The 21073-nt window shown below is 59.2% G+C and carries 20 protein-coding genes and 3 pseudogenes; 10 read left to right on the forward strand and 13 right to left on the reverse strand.

Annotation, left to right across the window (positions count from 1 at the left end):
• Positions 1 to 14: 14 nt before the first annotated feature.
• Positions 15 to 245: a hypothetical protein gene (locus IVB18_RS51205; RefSeq protein WP_247992078.1), complete on the reverse strand. Its 231-nt coding sequence runs from the start codon at positions 243 to 245 to the stop codon at positions 15 to 17.
• Positions 246 to 614: 369 nt separating this feature from the next.
• Positions 615 to 1394, reverse strand: coding sequence for a Crp/Fnr family transcriptional regulator (locus IVB18_RS51210; protein WP_247992079.1), 780 nt, complete (start codon positions 1392 to 1394; stop codon positions 615 to 617).
• 1324 nt (positions 1395 to 2718) lie between these two features.
• Between IVB18_RS51210 and IVB18_RS51215 the strand changes: the two genes are divergently transcribed.
• Entirely contained in the window at positions 2719 to 2961 is a 243-nt protein-coding gene (locus IVB18_RS51215) for a hypothetical protein (RefSeq protein WP_247992080.1), read from the forward strand.
• 380 nt (positions 2962 to 3341) lie between these two features.
• Here IVB18_RS51215 and IVB18_RS51220 read toward each other — a convergent pair whose 3' ends face one another.
• Both IVB18_RS51220 and IVB18_RS51225 read right to left on the reverse strand, forming a co-directional pair.
• Entirely contained in the window at positions 3342 to 4121 is a 780-nt protein-coding gene (locus IVB18_RS51220) for a sensor histidine kinase (protein WP_247992081.1), read from the reverse strand.
• 99 nt (positions 4122 to 4220) lie between these two features.
• On the reverse strand, positions 4221 to 4538 hold the full coding sequence (locus IVB18_RS51225; protein ID WP_247992082.1) for a response regulator: 318 nt from the start codon (positions 4536 to 4538) through the stop codon (positions 4221 to 4223).
• 140 nt (positions 4539 to 4678) lie between these two features.
• On the opposite strand from IVB18_RS51225, the gene IVB18_RS51230 reads away from it, so the two are divergent.
• Positions 4679 to 4867 (forward strand): hypothetical protein, encoded by a 189-nt coding sequence (locus tag IVB18_RS51230; protein ID WP_247992083.1) that lies wholly within the window; start codon positions 4679 to 4681, stop codon positions 4865 to 4867.
• 399 nt (positions 4868 to 5266) lie between these two features.
• Positions 5267 to 5401, forward strand: coding sequence for a hypothetical protein (locus tag IVB18_RS51815; protein WP_256477141.1), 135 nt, complete (start codon positions 5267 to 5269; stop codon positions 5399 to 5401).
• A 512-nt stretch (positions 5402 to 5913) separates the two neighbouring features.
• On the opposite strand, the gene IVB18_RS52110 is transcribed toward IVB18_RS51815, so the two are convergent.
• The 3 genes from IVB18_RS52110 to IVB18_RS51245 form a co-directional block, all read right to left on the reverse strand.
• A complete protein-coding gene (locus IVB18_RS52110; protein WP_346732696.1) occupies positions 5914 to 6204 on the reverse strand; it encodes a hypothetical protein in 291 nt (96 codons plus the stop codon).
• Between the two features lie 176 nt (positions 6205 to 6380).
• Positions 6381 to 6560: a hypothetical protein gene (locus IVB18_RS51240; protein WP_247992274.1), complete on the reverse strand. Its 180-nt coding sequence runs from the start codon at positions 6558 to 6560 to the stop codon at positions 6381 to 6383.
• An 82-nt stretch (positions 6561 to 6642) separates the two neighbouring features.
• Positions 6643 to 6885: a hypothetical protein gene (locus IVB18_RS51245; RefSeq protein WP_247992084.1), complete on the reverse strand. Its 243-nt coding sequence runs from the start codon at positions 6883 to 6885 to the stop codon at positions 6643 to 6645.
• A 222-nt stretch (positions 6886 to 7107) separates the two neighbouring features.
• Between IVB18_RS51245 and IVB18_RS51250 the strand changes: the two are divergent.
• The 3 genes and pseudogenes from IVB18_RS51250 to groL all read left to right on the forward strand — a co-directional run.
• Positions 7108 to 7759 (forward strand): annotated as a pseudogene (locus IVB18_RS51250) (transglutaminase family protein); the annotation flags it as partial.
• 307 nt (positions 7760 to 8066) lie between these two features.
• Positions 8067 to 8384 (forward strand): co-chaperone GroES, encoded by a 318-nt coding sequence (locus tag IVB18_RS51255; RefSeq protein WP_247992085.1) that lies wholly within the window; start codon positions 8067 to 8069, stop codon positions 8382 to 8384.
• Between the two features lie 142 nt (positions 8385 to 8526).
• Positions 8527 to 10170 carry a chaperonin GroEL gene (gene groL, locus IVB18_RS51260; RefSeq protein WP_247992086.1) on the forward strand — a complete coding sequence of 548 codons (1644 nt, stop codon included), beginning with the start codon at positions 8527 to 8529 and terminating at the stop codon, positions 10168 to 10170.
• A gap of 834 nt (positions 10171 to 11004) precedes the next feature.
• Here groL and IVB18_RS51265 read toward each other — a convergent pair.
• From IVB18_RS51265 to IVB18_RS51275, 3 genes and pseudogenes are all read right to left on the reverse strand, one after another.
• Positions 11005 to 11241: a hypothetical protein gene (locus IVB18_RS51265; RefSeq protein WP_247992087.1), complete on the reverse strand. Its 237-nt coding sequence runs from the start codon at positions 11239 to 11241 to the stop codon at positions 11005 to 11007.
• Between the two features lie 446 nt (positions 11242 to 11687).
• Positions 11688 to 11906 (reverse strand): hypothetical protein, encoded by a 219-nt coding sequence (locus tag IVB18_RS51270; protein WP_247992088.1) that lies wholly within the window; start codon positions 11904 to 11906, stop codon positions 11688 to 11690.
• Between the two features lie 558 nt (positions 11907 to 12464).
• Positions 12465 to 12726 (reverse strand): annotated as a pseudogene (locus IVB18_RS51275) (DUF2269 family protein); the annotation flags it as partial.
• Between the two features lie 1235 nt (positions 12727 to 13961).
• Here IVB18_RS51275 and IVB18_RS51280 point away from each other — a divergent pair.
• Positions 13962 to 14429: a hypothetical protein gene (locus IVB18_RS51280; protein WP_247992089.1), complete on the forward strand. Its 468-nt coding sequence runs from the start codon at positions 13962 to 13964 to the stop codon at positions 14427 to 14429.
• Positions 14430 to 14655: 226 nt separating this feature from the next.
• Positions 14656 to 16305 carry a porin gene (locus IVB18_RS51285; protein WP_247992090.1) on the forward strand — a complete coding sequence of 550 codons (1650 nt, stop codon included), beginning with the start codon at positions 14656 to 14658 and terminating at the stop codon, positions 16303 to 16305.
• Between the two features lie 82 nt (positions 16306 to 16387).
• Here the strand turns inward: IVB18_RS51285 and IVB18_RS51290 are convergent, their stop codons facing one another.
• Both IVB18_RS51290 and IVB18_RS51295 read right to left on the reverse strand, forming a co-directional pair.
• Positions 16388 to 16591: a hypothetical protein gene (locus IVB18_RS51290; RefSeq protein WP_247992091.1), complete on the reverse strand. Its 204-nt coding sequence runs from the start codon at positions 16589 to 16591 to the stop codon at positions 16388 to 16390.
• Between the two features lie 871 nt (positions 16592 to 17462).
• Complete coding sequence (locus IVB18_RS51295) at positions 17463 to 17717, reverse strand: DUF3768 domain-containing protein (RefSeq protein WP_247992092.1); 255 nt, start codon at positions 17715 to 17717, stop codon at positions 17463 to 17465.
• Between IVB18_RS51295 and IVB18_RS51300 the strand changes: the two genes are divergently transcribed.
• Positions 17701 to 18825, forward strand: a complete 1125-nt coding sequence (locus tag IVB18_RS51300; protein ID WP_247992093.1) for a hypothetical protein — start codon at positions 17701 to 17703, stop codon at positions 18823 to 18825. The genes IVB18_RS51295 and IVB18_RS51300 overlap by 17 nt on opposite strands.
• A 19-nt stretch (positions 18826 to 18844) precedes the next feature.
• Complete coding sequence (locus IVB18_RS51305) at positions 18845 to 20479, forward strand: AAA family ATPase (RefSeq protein ID WP_247992094.1); 1635 nt, start codon at positions 18845 to 18847, stop codon at positions 20477 to 20479.
• A 490-nt stretch (positions 20480 to 20969) separates the two neighbouring features.
• Here IVB18_RS51305 and IVB18_RS51310 read toward each other — a convergent pair.
• A pseudogene (locus IVB18_RS51310) lies at positions 20970 to 21062 on the reverse strand (integrase); the annotation flags it as partial.
• Between the last annotated feature and the right edge of the window lie 11 nt (positions 21063 to 21073).

Raw genomic sequence — 21073 nt, forward strand, 5'->3', positions numbered from 1 at the left:
CAAGCATCTCAATATCAGCGGGTCACGCTGGAGTGGTCGCAGCGACAATCCGTGATGGGGCGTCCGAGCCGGCGGCTGCCAAGATCATCCCGCTGCCATTCAGTCGAGAGCGATACCTGATTGTCCAGACCAGAACGGACTGCGAATTGCTGCGACGGAACGTCAATGTCGTTGTCGAAAGCCTCATTGCTCTTAACTGCCTGCTCGAAAATATCGATGACAGGTCGATGCGCGAGGGATTTCAATCTCGGGTCGCGCGGCTGAACGAGATGCTCTTGCTTCGGCTTTGAGCAGTTATCCGCCGCGGATCGCCTGCTGCAGGAGATGCTTCCCTATACCTGAGGCAGGGCGGATTGCGCTGCACAGTGTCCAGGTTGCGATGTCCTGCAGGGATTTCTGTTCTCAAAGCCTCTCTCAGCCGACACTTTTGAAAGGTATCTGCGCTCAACTGTTTTCGGTGTCACAAAACTGAACGCTCGACTCGCCGACGGGTCGGCGAGGCATTCGGCTTATGCGCCCCACGACCACCATCCATGTACACGGCATCGGCGAAGCAGAAGAATCGATCCGTACCTCTGATGTTGGGCTCCGCGCTGCGGTCGCGCGGCACGGGCTCACATAGTATCGCCCGATTCACCGCTAGCCGGGCGTTCGTGATCCGATAAGACCAGAGTGCCTGATGGCGCGGTAACTGTCGAAAAGATCTTGTCGAGTTTAAGTCGTATCGCACCGTGGCATTCGCACGCCGCCGCTGCGAGCCGAAACTGGTCGACCTCGATGTGGCCTCGCCGATCAGATCGAATCGCTCCGGACGCACGCAGATTGCGCATTAGGAGCGTCACCGTTGTTCGTCGCACGCCGAGTATCTCCGACAGCGTTTCCTGAGTCAGCGGCAGGTTATCGGTGCCGATACGGTCGCGAAAATTTAGCAGCCAGCGTGCCATCCGAGCCTGCACCGGGTGCAGTGCGTTGCAGGCTCCGCCGAGCTGAAGCTGCACCAGCATCGCCCTGATGTGGCTCTGGACCGCGCGCCGGATTGCGGGACTCCGGCTAAAGGCGGCGTGAAAGCGCGAGACGGGAATCCGCGAGGCGGTGCCTGCCGCGCGAACGATGGCCGTGATGGCGGAGGGTGACGAGCCCAGCACGGAAAGTGTGCCTAGAGCGCCCTCGCATCCGACTACAGCACTAGCAACGGTCTGCCCATCCGCCATGTCGATCATGAGAGAGATGACGCCGCTATGAGGGAAGAGGACATGCTCGACCTGGTCCCCCACTCGCGACAGCAGCGCATCCTGATCGAGTGCGACCCTCTCCAGATCCGGTGCGAGCAGAGCGAAATCCCCTGACGGCAGTGCTGCCAAAAGGCGGTTGCCGATCCCGCCAGCACGCGTCACTGCAGATGCCCCTTACGACGCTCAAGTCCGGCTTGTGTTCGTATAACGTGCTTCAACGGCCTGCACACGGCTTCGTTCTCAACAACCAAACTCCTTCTGTCAGTAAGCGCCAGTCGACTGTCTGCTCACCGCGTCCTTAGCTTAGATGCAAGTGCACTGGACAAGACAATTGCGAAATGCGCATGGGTGACATCGTATGGGCAGCTGCTTGAATCCGCCCGGCAAACTTCGAACTTTCGTGGCGCAAACTAGCGCGCGTCCCCGCAATGTCTTCGCTTGTGAGCGATGATGTGGCCTCGAACGAAAATAAAACGAAAGTTCTTGCGACAGGAATGAAGGGTGGTTCCGAAGTGCCCGTGTTTGGACTCACGGGAATTGCCCGGTATCTTTGGCGAGCTTCCGGGCAGGGCCGGCCCTCGCGATCTCCAGACCGCTCATTGCCTAGTGGTCGACTTGCGAGTGCCACGTGGCGACGTCGGCTTGCGTCCCGGTCCATGCCTGGGCAGTTTGAAGTCAGTATGGACTATGTAGCCGACACGAGCTGTCGGTCTACTCGTCGTGCAAAAGCGGCCAACTTGCGTTTTCGCTAAGCCTGACTCTCATCCTATCTGGCAATTTCTCACGCCTGGAACGCGTTCTGCAAAGGCTTAAGGTTGCGCCAATGCTTACTATCAACATCAACTGGGAGTACTTTCTCGCGGCCCTAGGGACGCTGATCGTGCTGGCGTACTACGCGAACGGACGATTCACGAAGCTGGAGACAAATGTTGAATGGCTCAAGAAGGCATTTGAGGCGCTCACGCAGAGCGGCCAGGCTGCGCGTAAACGAAAACCTCGCAATTCCTCCGTAAACCGATCGAAAGCTCGTCCACGCTCTCGTTCAGTGCACTCGGGAGACCACCCACAAAGTATTTCAGTGGTTAGTTAGCCGCAACACTGAGGCTCCGGCCGAGCAGATCGAGTTATCGGAAGCTTTTGCGACCATCACCTTCGCTCGCACGCAGGTTCGCATATGCGTGACGGCACCTGAGCGGCCAGGTGCGGGCGCATGGGTATGGATTTCTAACTCCGAACATACAGAGCTCAGCAATAAAAAAGGCTCGGCAGCGATGCCGGGCCTTTCTGTATTGGCTATACGTAAATCTCGACGACGATAGCCGCGTGGAGGTGTGAGCTCTCAGGGGGCAAGCGGAGACTCGAGCGAAGCGGACTTTCGGGAGGATGTGACAATCCGGACTGGATCGTCAAGAAATATGCGGTTTCTGCGCTGATGCAGGCAATGTTCTGACTCGGAGTCGCTTGGCGCGTGCACAAAGGACAACCCATGGCCCGCGAAACAAGCTACTTCGTTCAGGCATTCAATGCCGGCCGGGGAGGAAGCCTCAACGCCGATGCTCCGATCGCCTGCAAGACGGAAACGGGCGCCCTCCGCACGGCCGAGAGGCTGGCTTTGAGCAAATTGAGCGTCATTGCCTTCTCATCCACCGGCGACCCTGAAATGGGTGACTATGACGACGTGCCGACCGTTATTTTCCGGAAGGGCGAGCTGCCATCGGCCTTCGGCTGAGGTTGATTGCTGGTGGCCATCCTGGCTTGAGGCACAGCTACCGATGGCCATGGCTGCTCAAGAATCCGGAATTAGGACGCTCCAGAACGCACAACGCCGCCAGGCCGAATAATGTCTGGCAGCGTTGTTTCAGATCCGGACATTGCAATCCCCCGGTAGCTATCTGTCTGCACACACCGTGCCGAGGTTCACGTTCGCGCCCATTGCGTTCGAATAGAAGCTGGAACCAATGTCACGCGCCTAACTTGGTAAAAGGTGACCCGATGCCGTCCCCCCAGGCATCGGATGAATGACGGCCCCGGCTCTTCCCCCGTGCTGGGACCGTTTTTGGTCCTGACCAGCAATATCCCTTGGCTCCGTCAATCGATCTGAATGCGGACTTACGCCGCCGGCGAGGTCAGGGAAGCGATCGGAACGTCGAATGCGTACACGAAGCCGGTCGGCTCATAGGTTAACCGCACGTCGCCCTTGAGCTGCTTGCCAAGGGTTTCGATCAGTCGTGTCCCGAAGCTGCGCTTTTCGGGAGGGTGGACAAGGGGACCGTTCTTCTCGGCCCATGTAAGGTGCAAGCGCTCGGTCTGTGGGTCCAGCGCCCAGCTGATGTCAACGCGCCCCTCCGGGTCCGACAGGGCGCCAAACTTCGTGGTGTTCGTGCAAAGCTCGTTAAGCGTCATCGCGACGGCGATGACGGCACCCGACGTCATTCGGATATTTGGTCCCGAAATCGAGAATTTGGGCACATCCGGATTGTCGAAGGCTTCGGTGGCGCCGCGGACGACGGTGCCAAGGTCCGCGCTGGTCCATCTTGCCTGCAGAAGGAGATCGTGCGCCCGTCCGAGCGCCAGCAGCCGGCCCTCAATGGCGCGCTGCGCGTGCTCAGTGCCCGGTAAGTTGCGCAGGCTCTGTGAGACAATAGCCCCGACGGTCGCGAGCGTATTCTTGATACGATGGTGCAGCTCTTCAAGGATCAGCTGTTGCAGCTTGTCGGACGCCTCGCGCTCCCTGGCCTTGATGCCGGCCTTGGTGAGCAGCCTGCGGCTATTGATCTCGGCCTGCGCGAGGAGAAGCCGCAGGCTGACATTCTCTGCCGCCAGAAAGTCCTGGTGTGGTACTGCGCCGCTCCCGGAGCGCTGGTCTGTACGGCAATCGTCTTCGGGCATCCTCAATTGTATCACGACCAGCTGGTTGCCGCACTGATCTTCGGCAGGCCCGGACGCAATCAGGCGATTTGGCGGCGTTCGACGTGAAAACTGCCGGCGTCAGGTGTGGCCGATCATGCTGTGCATCTCGGCTATCATTTGTCCGGCCTCAAGTGGCTTGGCGAAAAATCTGCTGCAGGCGGGAAGATCGGTGCGTGGTGGGTTCAATTGCCCCGAGACCACGATGATTTTGATCGACGGCCAACGCTTATGCACGGTCTGCGCAAGTCCTAGGCCATCCATGCTGCCGGGCATCTGGATGTCGGTGCACATCAGCGCGATGTCGGACCTGGATTCCAGGATTGCTATGGCTTCGTCGGCACCGACGGCTTCAACCGGCGTGTAGCCGGCATCTTCCACCATGTCGACCGCGCGCATGCGGAGCATCATCTCGTTCTCGACGATGAGAACGACGGCTGGAACGCATGAAAGATCGAGCACCATCGGATGGACGTCCACGGGAACGGGTATCGCGTGGGGGTAAGCGGTCGATCTGGGACAAGCATCTCAGCGCCCATATGATCCACGTCAACGCGCTCTTTTTCCGACTGCCCAAGCCAGCCATGATGCGTGAACGGTGGATCGGGAAGGAAGTAGCGCTGAACGGCCGTCATTGGGACGGCACGCCGCTCTTTCCGAAGAAATGCTCGTGCATTTCAGCGGCATTTCGCAGGATGATTGCCTTGTTCATCGCCTCCGTGCGCTGATTTCCCGACGGCATCACGCGACCCGGGCGGTCACCGCTCTGGCGTGCAGCTCCTTAGCCAACGATGGCCGGGTTCGTTCGGAGGGCGTACGAGCTGTTTGCCTGAGCCGATTGTGCCGGTCCGCCGAGGTGGACTACCATTGAATGAGCATTGCGGCGGCGATCAGCAGCACAAAAAAGATCGGTAGCAATACCGGCGGTACGAACCGCTCGCGAACACTGAATTTGTAGACATTGGACATAGCGGCCGCCTTTTGGTCGCGGCGGGAGCGCAATGCTCTCAGTCACCGATGACAGCCGGGGGAGTTTGGGTCATCATGGACGGCCATGTAGATGCGATTCGAGGGTTGGCTATTGTGGACTCCATTACCGCGTCATCATAAACTTAGGGAGAATCGACATGGCCAAAGGCGAGCAAAGGGGCAATCGCGAAGTCAAGAAGCCCAAGAAAGATAAGATCAAGACAATTGCCGCGGCTCCAAGCCAAAAGACGGCTGCATGGCAGCCAACAATCGGCTCAGGGAAGAAGAAATAGCAATGTATCGTCGCCAGCCACTCGACCCGTGCGACTACCGAGGCCGTACCAAACGAGCGCCCGCGTGGACTGCTCAATGTGCTTTTCGTGGTTGCTCTGACGCTCCGGCGAAATCTCTGCTGGCGTCGTATCAACCGAGGCGGGCTACCACTGAATGGTCACTGCGCCAGCAACGACCAGCCCCAATAAAATTGGCAACAATTTAGGAGGGACGGGCCATTGATGCAGATTGAATTTTGAGAATCGGGCATGTGGCCGCCTGTTGTTGAGGCGGGTCTGCCTCCGGTATTTCAAAAATCGGCTTGGAGTTGCGGCGAGCAGGCAGCCGTTGCTGTTTTCGCCGTCGCATTCATCTACTGATTCAACATCCGCGACATATTCCCTTCAGGCGCGCGGTAACCTTGTCATTTTCGGCTTTCAACGACTCCACGGGATCGACAAACGTTGATCCGGCCGTATCTTGTGTTGCCGTGGATTGTCGCTTGTTCCCCTGAACCGGAGAAGCCTCTCGGTCAAAGCAAGCCAAGCGTTCCTTGTCCGAGCCGATCGAGCGACACATCTTGGTAGCCGCAAAAGCCGGTGTGGTAGCCAGAACGCTCAGGCCGACCAACAATATCGATGTGATTATCGATGTGATTCTCATATTTCCCTCTGTTGCTTCCGCACATTGCTGCGCAGAATGATACCGGCAGGTTTTCCCTCAAACTCGCAGGCGAAGATTTTCCGCGACGCGCATTCTTCGATCTGATTACGCGACCGCAGGAATTGCTGTTCGCGCTGAGCTGGCGCTGTCCGCGAGACATGTTCGTCTCGTCCATCGCTGAGGCGCTGACGGCTCACGGCATCTCCTTGGCGCCGTCCATCATCGAAAACAGCACCACACTACGATTGAACTCATACCCCGAACTTACCGCGCGCGAGGGTCATTTGATCTGCCTTGCGAGGATTTTGAGAGGCAATAGCGCGCGCTCCACGATTGTCATCTCTTCTTGACCGGCGGTGGACTGATCTCGGCGATCCTGCGCAGGCAGTCGGCTTCGGAATCGTGCGGGCCCGACACGAAGGTTCCGCTGACCTTGGTGGAATACCAACCGGAAGCCACACCGACGCGAAGCGACTCTTCAGTCTTAATGTGACGGGGCGAGAGAGTTTGCATCATCAGGTACTTCCGGTTGGTCGTTCGATTGCATCGAGCGCGCGGGATGAATCTTCAGTCGTGTGAGCCGGAACGTTCGTCTCGTTCAGCTCTCGCCGGCGAGCCTAGTTGGATCCGGCAGTATCGCCGTCACGAGGTCGCGGTCATGCGTATCGGTCGACGTGAGGTCGGCGGTATACAGATTCAAGACGTGACGCGCCTTGGCGTCGGGCCAGGAGGCGGCCGGCCGCAAGAAGCTGCATCTCGACAGCGGCTTGGCGGTCCCGCAGCAATTTTGCATTGCCTCGACATCGGCGGCCACGCGGCGGATATCGGTCGTCTTTCGCACCGTCAAGCCACGATGACTATCGAGATCGATCGGGACTTTTCCCGCCGCGAGCGCGTGGTCATATCGATCGACCAGCGCCTCTACGCACGAGGAGAGTCACATTTTGAGCCATGTCAGACCGTGCGCGCTATGGCAGCAAATAGCTATCGGTTTCTCGCGGAATGCGCGCTTTTGTCCGACTAAGGCAGCTGTTGGCTGTGTTTGGCGGCTGCGTAGCCATCTATCGTTGCGCCGGCCGGTCCGATGCGTCTGGCCGCCGATGGCGTGGTGCGCGACAGCGGCCAGCCTGACCCGGTGTTTGCTTCCGCCTGCCAGTACACGATCGAAGACTTGCCCGCTGATAACGCTGGTCTACCTGCTCGGCAGCCGCTATTGCGAGACCGACCGGCTTTCAGAAACGGCGCGGAAGCTGTTCCGGGCGACGCCGCCGGCTGGACGCGGGTCCAAGCCATCTGCGAATTCGTCCATTTTCACATCGCTTTCGGCTACGAGCACGCCCGCGCCACCATGACGGCTTGGGAGGTCTTCAACGAAGGCAAGGGCGTGCCGCGACTATGCGCACCTCGCCATCACGTTCTGCCGCTGCATGACCATTCCGGCGCGTTACTGCACCGGGTACCTCAGCGACATCGGCACACCGCAGCCCTGGCGGCCGGCGATTTCGCCGGCTGGTTCGAGGCTTATATCGGCGGCCGCGGGCATACATTCGATCCGCGCAACAAACGTTCCGAGGATTGGCCGCGTCCTGATCGCGCAGGGGCGCGATGCCTCCGATGTTCCGATCATCCACGTTCGAACCAAACACACCGGGGTATGGACCGACGAGGTCCCGGTGATCGAAGCGAAAAGCGGGCTGACGAAAGCGTGTCGGTGATGATTGCTTTAGTGTCCTATTGATGACAGACAATCTCCCCGATACCTCCAGCCCAATTAAATCACTTGCATGACTCTCAATTCGCCAAAAAAAGTTCAATGGCGCATAGCAATCAACCCGCTAGCTTGCTTACTTCGCCTGCGGGCAATCGCCCCAGGGCTTCCTCCTCAAGAACCCCAAGTTGAAATCTAACATCCTGGGCCGAAGCCCTTGCGCCTCCGTGTCGCAGGCTTATGTGAAGAGCGGTTAGCACTCGCCCAATGTGACTGCCAATCCAGAAATAATCACAAAAGCCGAGGAGGAACGCATGAAATTCCGTCCGCTTCACGACCGCGTCGTGGTCAAGCGCATCGACGCAGAAGAGAAGACCGCTGGCGGCATCATCATTCCCGACACCGTCAAGGAAAAGCCCTCGCAGGGCGAAATCGTCGCTGTCGGCCCCGGTGGCCGCGACGAAGCCGGCAAGCTGATCCCGATCGACCTGAAGATCGGCGACCGCGTGCTGTTCGGCAAGTGGTCCGGCACCGAGGTCAAGATCGACAATGAAGATCTGCTGATCATGAAGGAAAGCGACATCATGGGCGTTCTCACGGATCTGCCCGCCGCCAAGAAGAAGGCCGCGTAAGCGCCAGCCAGTTTTCCTTATCCTGGGGATTCGGCGCCGCCGGGTTCTCGAGGATAAGGCCCCGCAATTCGAATCTCATCCCTCAAGAGCCCGCTTATTCATGCGGCCGTTGGGGTGTGACTAGTTGAAAACGGAGATCATCATGTCAGCCAAAGAAGTCAAATTCGGCGTCGACGCCCGCGATCGCATGTTACGCGGTGTCGACATTCTCCACAACGCGGTGAAGGTCACGCTCGGCCCGAAGGGCCGCAATGTCGTGCTCGACAAGTCATTCGGCGCTCCCCGCATCACCAAGGACGGTGTCACCGTCGCCAAGGAGATCGAACTCGACGACAAGTTCGAGAACATGGGCGCCCAGATGGTGCGCGAAGTCGCCTCCAAGGCGGCCGATGCGGCCGGCGACGGCACCACCACCGCGACCGTGCTGGCCGCGGCGATCGTCCGTGAAGGCGCCAAGTCGGTTGCCGCCGGCATGAACCCGATGGATCTGAAGCGCGGTATCGACCTGGCAGTGGCCGCCGTGGTTGCCGACCTCGTGAAAAACTCCAAGAAGGTCACCTCGAACGAGGAGATCGCCCAGGTCGGCACCATCTCCGCGAATGGCGATGCCGAAATCGGCAAGTTCATCGCCGACGCCATGAAGAAGGTCGGCAACGAAGGCGTCATCACGGCTGAGGAAGCCAAGTCGCTCGAGACTGAACTCGAAGTCGTCGAGGGCATGCAGTTCGACCGCGGCTACATCTCGCCCTACTTCGTCACCAATGCCGACAAGATGCGCGTTGAAATGGAGGATGCCTACGTTCTGATCAACGAGAAGAAGCTATCTCAATTGAATGAATTGCTTCCCTTGTTGGAAGCCGTGGTGCAGAGCGGCAAGCCGCTTGTGATTATCGCCGAAGACGTCGAAGGCGAGGCCCTAGCCACGCTTGTGGTGAACCGCCTGCGCGGCGGTCTGAAGGTCGCGGCCGTCAAGGCGCCGGGTTTCGGCGATCGCCGCAAGGCCATGCTGCAGGACATCGCGGTGCTGACCGGCGGTCAGGCGATCTCGGAAGATCTCGGCATCAAGCTCGAGAACGTCACGCTTAACATGCTCGGTCGTGCCAAGAAGGTGATGATCGACAAGGAAAACACCACGATCGTCAGCGGTGCCGGCAAGAAGGCCGACATCGAGGCGCGCGTATCGCAGATCAAGGCGCAGATTGAGGAGACCACTTCGGACTACGACCGTGAGAAGCTCCAGGAGCGTCTCGCCAAGCTCGCAGGGGGCGTCGCGGTGATCCGCGTCGGCGGCGCGACCGAGGTCGAAGTGAAGGAGCGCAAGGACCGCGTGGATGACGCGATGCATGCGACCCGCGCGGCAGTCGAGGAAGGCATCGTGCCAGGCGGCGGCGTCGCGCTGCTGCGTGCCGCCGAGCACCTCAAGGGTCTGCGCACCAAGAACGACGACCAGAAGACTGGCGTCGAGATCGTGCGCAAGGCATTGTCCTACCCGGCCCGCCAGATCGCGATCAACGCGGGCGAGGATGGCTCGGTCATCGTCGGCAAGATCCTGGAAAAGGACCAGTACTCCTATGGTTTTGACTCGCAGACCGGCGAGTACGGCAACCTGATCTCGAAGGGCATCATCGATCCGACCAAGGTGGTTCGCGTGGCGATCCAGAATGCGGCCTCGGTCGCGGCGCTGCTGATCACCACCGAAGCCATGGTGGCCGAAGTGCCAAAGAAGAACGCCGGTGCCGGCGGTATGCCGCCGGGTGGCGGCGGCATGGGCGGTATGGATTTCTAAGTCCAACCGTTCAGCGCTCAAAAGAAAAAGAAAGGTCCGGCAGTGATGTCGGGCCATTCTGTCTCGACGACGATAGCCGCATTGAGGTGACCGCTTAGGGGCACGCGGACATTTGGACTACGCCGATTCTCAGGAATAGCGTGACAATCCGGACTGGACCATCAAGAAATGCGCGGCGAGGGATCCCGGCGAGCGAACTGCTACCCCTGGCGATGTGATAGTCGGGCTCGCTAACTCAACAAGCTACGGACCTTCATGGCGGCGTCATAGATCTCGATCTGAAGCATCGGATAAGCCGACTTCAGCTTTCGACATGATGCTTCGGCGGCTCAACAGTCTCAAACTCCGACTTGAAATGGCCATCGACGATCGTCGCGAACCCATCGGTAGGAGGCCGATCGGCTCGTACCGCTTTCTTCGGCTCTGGTTCGTCAATTGAGAGAACGGGTGCTTTCATCATTATTCCTTTTCCGGTCGCCGCCGTTAGTCGCGCTCAAGGCTGGTCGGCAGCTGCCGTGAATGTTGCTTCACTTTTAAAGAGCGTGACGTAGAGACCGCTTAGAGGCGCAGCTCAAGTTGCTCCTCTCGCAGCAACTCACGGATTATCCGATGAGCCATCGCCCTTTGTGAATATCGAATTTCACCAAGCCTTCGTCTCTCATTTTCAATAGAAGAGATTGGCAGACTTCCTCATTCACGACATTGGCACGTTTCATGACCTCGTACACTTTGAGCGGCTTCTCGCGGAGCGCGCTTAGGATATTCTCTCGATCATTCAGCATGGCTACTTCCTACAAGCAAAGAAATGCAAATGTTTACTCTTGAATGAGCCGTTTAGATCATCACGAGTTTGATCTTGCCACCTTCAAAGCTTCCCGCCGCCAGAGCGTCGCGAGCCATCTTTTCGATGGTCGGCCAATTTGTGAGAAGGTACTTCTGCGCCTGAATTTTCGTTGGGAAATTGGTTTGCAGAATGCAGTCTTGCCGTGCGTTCCCATTCGCAATCTGAAAAGATGCCGTTTGAGGCCCCTCGTTGATCTCTTGTTCGGTTGCCTTGGGAAACTTTCGCATGGACTGTTCCTTTATGAACTTTGACGCTGTCGCGAATGAAATCGGTCCCATCTCGGCTAAAATTGACCGGCGGATAGGTGGAGTGGCCCGGCAGATTTAATCGATGTAGGCTACCTCAGCCGCGTTCTTTTTGGCCTTCGGCGCAGGCTTCGCCCCGTGGTGCGCACTGGGTTTCGTGTTCCGGACCGCCTCGGTCAGCATCTGGCGTAGCTCAACCTTCGTCTTCGGTGGTTGTCGCGTGATAGACGCTTGCCAGTGGGCCATGCACACTATGTGGTGATGCTCAAGGGGAATTAAACCCCGCTGATGGGCGGAAAATCGCGGACGACAGCCATTTGAGAGGGGGCATTTGCGAGCATAGAGGATGTATCTATTCGTCTTGGATGCCGTTTTCATGCAATGAGGGGCTTAGAAATAATAATAGCAATTCGCCAGATTGGTGCGAATCAGCTGACGGCGTGGCTAGTGCCAGCCGGGCCATCATCCCTCAGCGCTGCACGGTATAAATTCAAGAAGTTGCGTGCCCGAAACGCCGCTTCGTCGGGGTCTAAACTGATGCTGTAAATCTGTTCAAATAGCTGTGCAAATTCACGCACCGCTTGCTCCGGGAGCCCGTAGAGCGGCGCAATGGGCGAGGCGACTTCGCATGCGTGTTTCTTCCTCATCCTGATATCATGTGCTTTTGTGCAGTCACGATGCTAGGCGCGGAAAATGCTAAACCTGCGCAATCTTCCGTCCACCTGTTGCGGAGCCCACATAGCTCTGCGAGCGCCTTAGCTCACGAAGTCGGAAGCCGATGTTGTCTTCTCTCATTAAGTTACGTGCTAGCTACTCGAAGGCCGTCCGCGGCAGCTTGCGCGATAGCAGGGCAGTGTCCTGCCCCTTGGCCCTATGTGTTCGCTGGGTCGCCATGAATATGATTTGCTGGGATGGCCCATCTTCCTCGAGTTCTGCGCTGCAGGGGCACCTAGAGTATCGTGTCAAAGAGATTGACGACAAGGGAGAGTTGCTCGGCAACTATCAAGGTCGGCGTGACGAACAAGGCATTGGAAATGATTGCTTAGGCGCTGACAATTCAGGCTGACGCTCCGCCCGCATGTGGGCCACGCCACGTTGTAACTTGTGCGAAATGTGTCGACCAAGCTGGCCCGGGCTATGGCGCACCCGCAACCAGTTTTTACGCTCGCCTAGTCGCTCGTTCGCCTGCCTCGAATATCTCCCCGTCAAATTCGGGAGCATTCAAAGTCCTGTTTCACTATTCGGAATCCACAGCTACCAGATCGATAGGCGGAAATCATCAGCCAGAAAATGCCCATGATTGCTCCGACGGCGGGAAAGCCAAAGGCAAACCTTATCCAGAACAGCGTGATATCGCGCTGGAAGCTGCTTCCCTCCGGCTGCTGCCGCGGCGGCAAGGTCGCGCATCTTCATCTGGATCCAGACCACCGGAAGCCAAAAGGCCCCTGTCACGAGGTACAGGGCAAGGCGCTCCGTAGTTCCCGTGCAAATCGCCGCAGCAACAGCCCGGATACCAGTTTGTCAGCCAAATGCAGCAACCGCGTGGAGCCCACTACGGCTTCTTCCAAGATCCGCCTCTTTGATTGAGCGGCATGCCGAGGTCGCCAACCTTTTGGGAAAGTCTGCTCTGGGGTTGCGGCTGCCGGAGGCTGGCCCGGCGTCGATCTGCTCTGTGGTTGACGATCCTGGAGCGACGACCGTCTAAGGTTCCCTCAAAACAAACCGGGCCGGTCGCGCTCCGCCGTCGCTCCCGTGCGACGCCCAGCGCCCAACTCTGGCATCCGTTCGATCATGGCGCGCTCGGCATGGACGACCTTGGAATCCCTTCGACAGCTTTCTTCAGTTCGGCTTCCCGCTCGCGGCTCAGACGGCGCAGCGCGGGAAACGTTCCAGACATTTCGTCGCACCAGCTGGAGCGCATCGCCTTCGATCAGGACCGTATGACGCGCACGCCTTTGCGCGCCGCCGGAACATGCCCTCATCTGCGGACGTTGTTCTCTCGGACAAGTGATCCGTTATTTGAGAGCCAACAGTGACATCAATTTTAGTCAGGCGGGACCAGTTCAATGTCACTCCGCAAGGCGTGATCCATAAGCCTACTGGCGCGTCCTTAACACCCGGTCTTGGCGATAGCAGATCTGGAACAATTCGCCTCGGTCAGCTGGGAAATGTGCTTCCAACTGGCGACGTGTATGACACAGAAGAAGTGAAGAGAATTATGAGAGAGCTCTGGGCCGATTATGTCGCCGCAGGTGGGACCGCAAAATCGTCCTAGGGTTTTGACTGACCCGCGGTATCGGGCACTCGGGCGCGAGGATGATTTCAGAGCGCGAAGTCGAACTGAAGAAGCTGGTCGAAGGGGCTGGATAGGTTCCGACGGCGAGCGCGGGATCACCGAACAGATGCCGCACGTGGTAGCCGGGCGTCGGAGCGCGTGATCCGTGGTTACGCCACATAGCTTAACCAAGGAGCCCGACCATCTCATGTTTCAACTGAAGGAAAACAACCGTGTTTGGGCCGCCCAAGGACGGCGATACGCGTGACGCGCACCGTACTTTGGGTTCTCGATCGCCTGTGATGGACTTGCGTCCTCCGTCGAGTGTCGAAATGTTGGCAAGCAGGCAGAAATGGATTGCGGATCATTGTACAACTGCCTGCCCCGCGCGATTGTCCGCACAGGTGCAACAAGATCGGCTCCATTCTTGAAGCAGCACGGCACGAGAACCTGTGGAAGCTGCACGGCCTGCTGCGATGGCTGGCTGCAGATCGAGGTGCGCGGCCACAAGGTGGGCAAGGGCCAGCCGTGTCCGTTCAGCGTCGCGCAGCACTGCACGATTTATCTGGAGCGACCGCAACACCCCTGCCGGGAATTCGTCTGCGGTTGGCTTGTAACTTCGAGCCCGTTGCCGGACTGGATGCGGCCCGACAGGTCCGACATGATCATGCTGGCCGCCAATTTCTTCTGGCGCGGGCTGCCGGTGGACGTCGTGGTGCCGGCCGGCGCGCGCCCGAAGCAGAAGGCTCTGGACTGGTTGACGAAGTTCTCTGCCGAGAAGAAGCGGCTGCTGCTCTACCAAATCGGTGATGACTGGTTCGCGTTCGGGCCGCCGGACTTCCAGGCCGACATCTCCGATCGGCTCGCGCGAGGCGAAAAGCCCTGGGGCGACTGACCGTGTTGCAGGGATGGCGCGCGACGAGAAGCTGAGCGCACCGCAATGCGACGTAGCGTCGCGTTTTTCAATTCGTCCGACAGTGTTGCGCAAAAGACGCATGCGGTGAGCAAATCGCAGTTGGACCGGCCCATCCGCGTTGTATTTGGCATCTGGTATACAATAATTTCCCCTTCTATTCCCGGGCCCGCCAGATGGGTCCCGCGGCACATAAAGGGGAAACCAGATGAGGAAGGCCTTCCTGCTCGGAACGGGCTTTGCTGCCCTATGCGCGACATCTTTCAACCACCAGCTGCACGCCGCGTCTCTTGACGAGGTCGTTGCGCGCCTCGATGCGCTCGAGCGCAGCAATGCCAAGCTTGCGAAGGAGAATGCCCAGCTCCGCGAACGCGTCAATCACGTTGGCGAGCCCAAGGCGGCAGCCGCGGCAGCGCCGTCAGCGTCGCCGAAAGGCAATCCGGTGCAGCATGCGGCAGTCGCTCCGTCACCCACGCCGACGGCTGCGCCGGAGCACACAGTGGTCAGCGTCGGTGGTGCGCCGCTCTACAGCAAGGCGCCAGGAGGCAACGCGTTCATCGATAACACGACGGTGACCCTCTATGGCCACGTCGATCTCTCCGGCGACGTCTTCAACCCGGGCGTCTACGACCAGGGTACCAAGTTCGGCGTCTCTAGCAATCTCACCTATTTCGGCGTCCGCGCGCGTCACAATCTCGATCCCTATGGCTACCCTGGATGGGCGGCGATCGCACAATTCGAGTCGCTCGTGGAAGTCGCGGCCGTTCCGACCGAACGCGCGGCGTTCGGCACGCGAGACAGCTTCATCGGCATGGAAAGCCCTTGGGGCACGATCAAGGCCGGCAAGGCCGATACACCGTACAAGAAGGCGACGGCGAAATACGATCCGTTCTCCGCAACGCTCGGCGACTACAATTCCATCATGGGTAATACCGGCGGCGACCTGCGCGCCGAGTTCGATTGGCGGGCGGCACATGCTATCTGGTACGAATCACCGGTCTGGTACGGCTTCCAGGCCGCCGTCATGGTGTCGCCCGGACAGAACACGGCAAAGGACAACAGCGACTACGCCCTTGGCGATTTCAACTGCCCCGCCACGTCGGCGCGCGGCAGCGGCTCCGGCTTCCCGCTGACCTCCGCGCCGGAAGGCTGCACCGACGGCTCCTACGGTAATCTCTACAGCGCATCGTTGACCTACAATCAGGGCCCATTCACCGCTGTGGCCGCCTACGAGTTGCATGAAGGCACCAACCGCACCGGCGACGAGGCGGTTACGCCTCTGAGCAATGGTGGCGTCCTGATCGTGCCGCCGGGCTCGGTCGGCATCGCCAATGAATGGGCCGCGAAAGTCGGTGCCGGCTATAAGCTCAATGATATGATCGGGACCTTGCAGCTTTACGGCATCTACGAGGTGATGCGCCGGGAGCATACGGTCGCAGACTTCAACGAGCGTTCGCGCGATGGCTACTTTCTGAGCGCGAGTCAAACGGTCGACAAATGGGACATCAGCGCGTCATGGGCCCACGCCAATGCGTCGCCGGGCTCGCCGGGCACGGGCGTCCTTAACGCCTATCCCACCGCCGGGGTACCGGTATCGGCTCCAGCAGGTGCGACCGACTTCGCGCTGAACTCAGTAGACTCCAGCGCCGATCAATATGCGCTGGGCGTGAAGTACCACTTCAGCCCATTCGTGAGCTGGTACATGGTCGGTAGCTATCTCCGCAACGGCCCGGGCGCGCATTACTGCCTTGGCGCCAGCGGTCACGGCTACGCCGTCTGCGGCCGCGACGCCAACAACAACGTGGTTTCCGGCAACAAGGCCGAAGCGGTCACGACCGGCATGACATTCGACTTCTGAAGTCGAGGCTAGAGCTCTCGCAAAGAGGAGCTGTTGCAGCTCCTCTTTGCGACCGAGAGAAACATTACGAGGCAGAGCGGCGTCAAGGAATGCCGCTCTGCGGTGATACGATTCGCTGCCAGGTCTTGACGAACTGCTCGCGTGTGCGCGCATCGAGATAGGTCAATGACGGGAGCCCGAGCGTCGGAAAATTGAGCACGCCGGGTTTTTCCGCGAGATACCGTGCTTTCATCTGCTCGCGGTCGGCACCGAGCCCAGCAATCGAAAGACCGAATGCATCGGACACGACAGCCTGGCCCGCTTCGGAGAGTGCATATTCGACGAATGTCCGGGCCAGTGCCGCATGTTGTGCCTTGCGGGGAAGGCCAACACGGTGTCATTGGGAAGGACTGCTAATCTAGCCTGGAGCTGCCAAGACGTCCGGATTGACGCGCGTAGGCGCGGCGGGTTCGACGCTCCGAAGCCTGCTAGACCGGACCCGCGTCAGACACAATGGAATGGCTTCTAGCCCTATATCTTCAGTGACATGCGATTTCGTGGTTCTATTCTTTCAGATAGAGCTGATCGCGCAAAATACGTCCGAAGAGGCGGCCGCGTGGTCTCAAGCCACGCGGTAGGGCGCCGTCTTGCAGGGCTCCCCGGTGCACAAGGATGACGGCCGCAAAGAAAAACCCTCGCATTGAAGCGAGGGTGGTGGACAAAAGGCATGTCCAAGGAAATCCGCGCTGGTTGGGCTCTACGGCATCACGCCGCAAGTCGGGCCTACCAACAGTCCCCGCAACGGGCGACCAGCCCGCTAGATGCTTCTTCCGTTGCGTCATGATGGGAGGCGGATAAGGTCAGTGTCTCGCGTTGTACCGCGGCACCCCTCTTTTGGTTGACTTCCCAAGAAAGAGCCCCGCCACCGGCGGGGCTGCAAAGAACAACGAGCTAGTCATCTGTGATACGGAGGGGCGGCTCCTTACGAGGTGCGTAGAGCCGGGCACAAATCTCGGAGCAACACAACATGTCTTGCCTTGAGATCCACGCCACTGCCTTGCCGCTTCGTTCGTCAAATCCGCCGTTACAGAAAGGACAAGACCACGTGGGATAGCACATGCCGTTATGCGTATCCCATAGGGGGCCGTCGGGATCGAAGGTGACCCTCTTGAACAGCATCAGTACTCCCCCGCAAGCATGAGCGTTAGCACACGCGTTGTCTTTTCGGGATCTGCCGGGTCGTCGGAACCGAATTCGCACCGCTTGTCGTAGTAGTCGATCTTCCAAAAGAACTTGCGGCCGATCAGATCGAAGCTTCCGAAATCGTGCTCGTCATGCGGGTCGTTCTCTGGAGAGAATTCCGAGAAGTTCGCCACGTGAAGAAGCGCACTGGCCTTCACACAGTCCGGTAGTTCGTTGACGCCTGATGTCATCCCCTATTCCGGCGGCTTCGCATTGCGATCCCGTAGCCTGCTCGAGTTGATGGCATATGACGAGGCCGATCTGACGAGCAAGCTAGAGCAGTATCATAAGCGGCGTCCGGATCGGATTTTCGATCCGAAGAACAACCGCCGGATACTCGCAAAGCCGCTCCCGACGGTGGACAGCAACGGCCACCTTTCGCCGCTGACGAACGGTCAGGAGGCCGACCTCCTCGCGCCGTTCGCGCCAGCAGCGGCGGTCAAGGCCGACGGTTCTCAGATGCCACCGCGAGCTCACGGCATCGGCGTCGTCTTCGGTACGGCATGGGCGGGCGTTCGGTTCGTCGAGGCGGCTCTGATGGATGCCGAGCGGACGAAAGACGGATTGGTCGAGGTCGAGCCGCGGACCTACGAGGGGAAGAAGGATCTCTTCGACGACGCGAAACGGCCATCGCGGTCGGGACGCCCCCGCGTGCTCGTGGTGTCGTCGAGGACGCCATGGCGGCCCGACTGGATTCTCGAAGCCGAGCGGCTCGGTCGCGTGCGGAAGGGCGAGGTGAGGATCGTCTTCGTCGGCGATCCGCTTCACGCTTCCGCCTGGTCGGAGGATACGGCCGTGCTGAAGCGCATCAGGCCTCAGGTCAAGTTGGTCCGGCTGCGACCAGTGACACGGTCGTATCTCGGATCTCGCCTGGAATCGCTGCAGCTTTCAGCGGATTTGATGGATCGCATCATCGAGGCCACCGGCGGGTGGTCGGAAACTGTCGGGCCGCTTTTGGCTCGGATAACCGAACGGCCGAGTCAGGCGTCCGCCTTGATCGATGCCGACCGGCAAGCGTTGCTGGCGGCGCCTAGCCCGTACGAGCGACTGGGTATCCAGCCCGAACTTGTCGCCTTCTTCCGTGAACTCGCCCAGTACGCGCATGGCTCGGTCATCACGTATCGGGATTTCCAGCATCTCTGCACGACGGACGGCAGGAAGATCGTCCCGAGCGTCCTGGCGGTCTACAGCGACGTCTTGGGGATCATCTCGTTCTCGCCGGATCAATCGGGTAATCGAAGCCTGCACAAGGTCGACCTCAACCCGCTGGTCCTCGCCGCACTGCTGAAGCCGGAGTGAGGTAGTGGAACGCGAAGATTTGTGGTGGTCGCAGGCCGGGCCGTCGAGTGTTCTCGGCAAGATCGCGCTCGCGGTCTCCCGAAAAGACAGGGTCGTCTGCATTTCGACGCCGTTTCCCAGGATTTCCGGATTGACGGCAGCGGTCGAGTGTAGGCTCCGGAGCGAACTCTCGCTTGACAGCGTGCCGATCGATCTGACGGCCGAGGATCAATCTCAACCGATCGCACACCTGCTAGCCGGTTTCCTCGACGTCTCGGCGGTCGAGATCGGTACTGTGGCCGACTTCGCCGTCCATCCGCGGCTCGTCGACAGGGTGCTGATCGTCGACGGTCTTGACCGCACCCAACTGCGTCGCTGGAGCCTGTTTCTGCGTCAGCTCATGGCCGAACCCGCGGAGGAAACCGTGGTCGGACCGGTCGTGATCGTCCTGTTGCCGACGGAGCTCAACAGGGACGACCGGTCGGCGCTATGCGGCCCCGCAAACCTGATCTCGACCCTGGGCATCTGCGATCGGTACGACAGTGCGAGCTACGCTGCTGCGATCGGCGCCCGCCCCGCGCAGGGCCTGACCTCGCGCGTCGGGCATGCGGCGGCGATCGAGGTCGCAGCCTGGTCGCGCGAGATGCTCGAGGAAATGGTGAAATGGGACGCGGCGGATCAGATCTCGCCGTTTCCGCTGCTCGAACGCATCGCGGCAAAGAATAGTTATCCGTTCCCTTGTTGGGAAAACGGTCTGGTTGACTATTGGGACGACGAGCCGGCTGCGCACGCGGCGGCGGCCCTGCAACATGGATATGTAGATCACATTCGGCGACGCGTCTGGAGCGCTCAGGCGAGCATTCTGCTGCCGTTCACTCAGCGGATCCTGAGGTCCCTTATCTCGAGGTACCAGCACGTACTTGCCAGGAAGATCTCTCCCGCAAAACCCTACACCAGGAAGATCCACGATCACGTAAAGACCATCGAAGATTTCTGGAAACTAGAGTTCTACGACTTGAAGGAGTTCACGAAGGACCTGCTCAGTCCCAACGAAGCCAGTCTGCTAAGCCAGGCGGGTTGGATACGCAACAAGGTCGCCCACTTCGACTTGCTCGATCCGGAGGTCGTCTCACGCTTCTCCGACTTCTATGAGGCGACGATCGGCGACGTTGACTTCGACATCCCGGGCTGGAACTGGCCGCGCTGCGGACAGAGCATGACGCTCACGGTCGGTCCTTCCGGAGCCGGGAAGTCCACCTGGTCGGCTGCGCAGGGGATCGAAGTGATCTCTTCAGACGAAATTAGAAAGGAACGGAGTCCGGGCGGTGAAGTGCGGGGCGCACAGTCCGAGATATTCCACAAAGTTCGGATGCGCAGCGCGAAGGCCCTCAGCAACGGTCGATCCATCATCGTCGATGCGATGCATATCGAACCGGATGATCGACTTCGCCAGTTGGCGATAGCTCCGGCTGACGTTCCGAAGAAGTACGCACTCATCGACCGGCCCCTCGCGGACAAGCAGCGGGACGGCGGTTGGAGAGGAGAGAAAGGTCTCGTCGACAAGTATCACCGCCTGTTCGTCGACCACGCGGGCGCTGCGCTGGCGGGGGACGGAAGAGGCGACGTCGAGGTCATCGACCTCCGGGTGCAACACAGCGAAGGAAGCACCGGTTAGCTGCAGGTGTCAGGCGAAGGCAAGCAATGGCTACGACGAACGTGTTAGATGAAAAGACCCCCTCGGTTTTCTGGCGGTCAAAAATCGGCGAAAAAATCGAGGCGAAATTCGTCAGTCGTGTCAGTGGGATATGAGATCGAGTCGTTTTCAGAACGAAATCGAGTCGTTCTTAAAGCGGAAATCGAGTCGTTTTCAAAGTGTCCGCATAGCCTAACAAGTTCACTTTCGCTCCATCGTTCATGCCCGCAACCAGACCGTTGTGAACGGATGACTCTAACGATCGGACTAAGAGTAAAAACACTCGTCAGATCACCTGCGGGTTACGTGGGCTGAAAAGGAAGTTACACGACCGGAGCCAGTTGGCTGACTGATAAGCTTTGGTCGCAAATGGAGTCAGTTGGCAACTGATAAGGTAATACATCAAAGCTTATCAGTCGCAGAAGACCGCTGTTGACGTGAAAGCACCCGGCACCGGGTCGATGGTCGACTATTACAGATCGATCTGCTCGGCTATGGTCAGGGCGTCATCGACCTCAATTCCGAGATAGCGGACCGTACTTTCTAACTTTGTATGGCCGAGTAGTCACGATTCAT

This window comes from Bradyrhizobium sp. 186 (assembly GCF_023101685.1).
Taxonomy (GTDB): Bacteria; Pseudomonadota; Alphaproteobacteria; order Rhizobiales; family Xanthobacteraceae; genus Bradyrhizobium.

Coding starts and splice junctions, on each gene's coding strand:
- IVB18_RS51270 (WP_247992088.1), bottom strand. CDS start 11,906: ATGAGGAAGAAACACGCATGCGAAGTCGCCTCGCCCATTGCGCCGCTC.
- IVB18_RS51265 (WP_247992087.1), bottom strand. CDS start 11,241: ATGCGAAAGTTTCCCAAGGCAACCGAACAAGAGATCAACGAGGGGCCT.
- IVB18_RS51220 (WP_247992081.1), bottom strand. CDS start 4,121: ATGCCCGAAGACGATTGCCGTACAGACCAGCGCTCCGGGAGCGGCGCA.
- IVB18_RS51230 (WP_247992083.1), top strand. CDS start 4,679: ATGATCCACGTCAACGCGCTCTTTTTCCGACTGCCCAAGCCAGCCATG.
- IVB18_RS51295 (WP_247992092.1), bottom strand. CDS start 17,717: ATGACATCAGGCGTCAACGAACTACCGGACTGTGTGAAGGCCAGTGCG.
- IVB18_RS51215 (WP_247992080.1), top strand. CDS start 2,719: ATGGCCCGCGAAACAAGCTACTTCGTTCAGGCATTCAATGCCGGCCGG.
- IVB18_RS51240 (WP_247992274.1), bottom strand. CDS start 6,560: ATGATGCAAACTCTCTCGCCCCGTCACATTAAGACTGAAGAGTCGCTT.
- IVB18_RS51255 (WP_247992085.1), top strand. CDS start 8,067: ATGAAATTCCGTCCGCTTCACGACCGCGTCGTGGTCAAGCGCATCGAC.
- IVB18_RS51225 (WP_247992082.1), bottom strand. CDS start 4,538: ATGCGCGCGGTCGACATGGTGGAAGATGCCGGCTACACGCCGGTTGAA.
- IVB18_RS51285 (WP_247992090.1), top strand. CDS start 14,656: ATGAGGAAGGCCTTCCTGCTCGGAACGGGCTTTGCTGCCCTATGCGCG.
- IVB18_RS51815 (WP_256477141.1), top strand. CDS start 5,267: ATGGCCAAAGGCGAGCAAAGGGGCAATCGCGAAGTCAAGAAGCCCAAG.
- IVB18_RS52110 (WP_346732696.1), bottom strand. CDS start 6,204: ATGTCTCGCGGACAGCGCCAGCTCAGCGCGAACAGCAATTCCTGCGGT.
- groL (WP_247992086.1), top strand. CDS start 8,527: ATGTCAGCCAAAGAAGTCAAATTCGGCGTCGACGCCCGCGATCGCATG.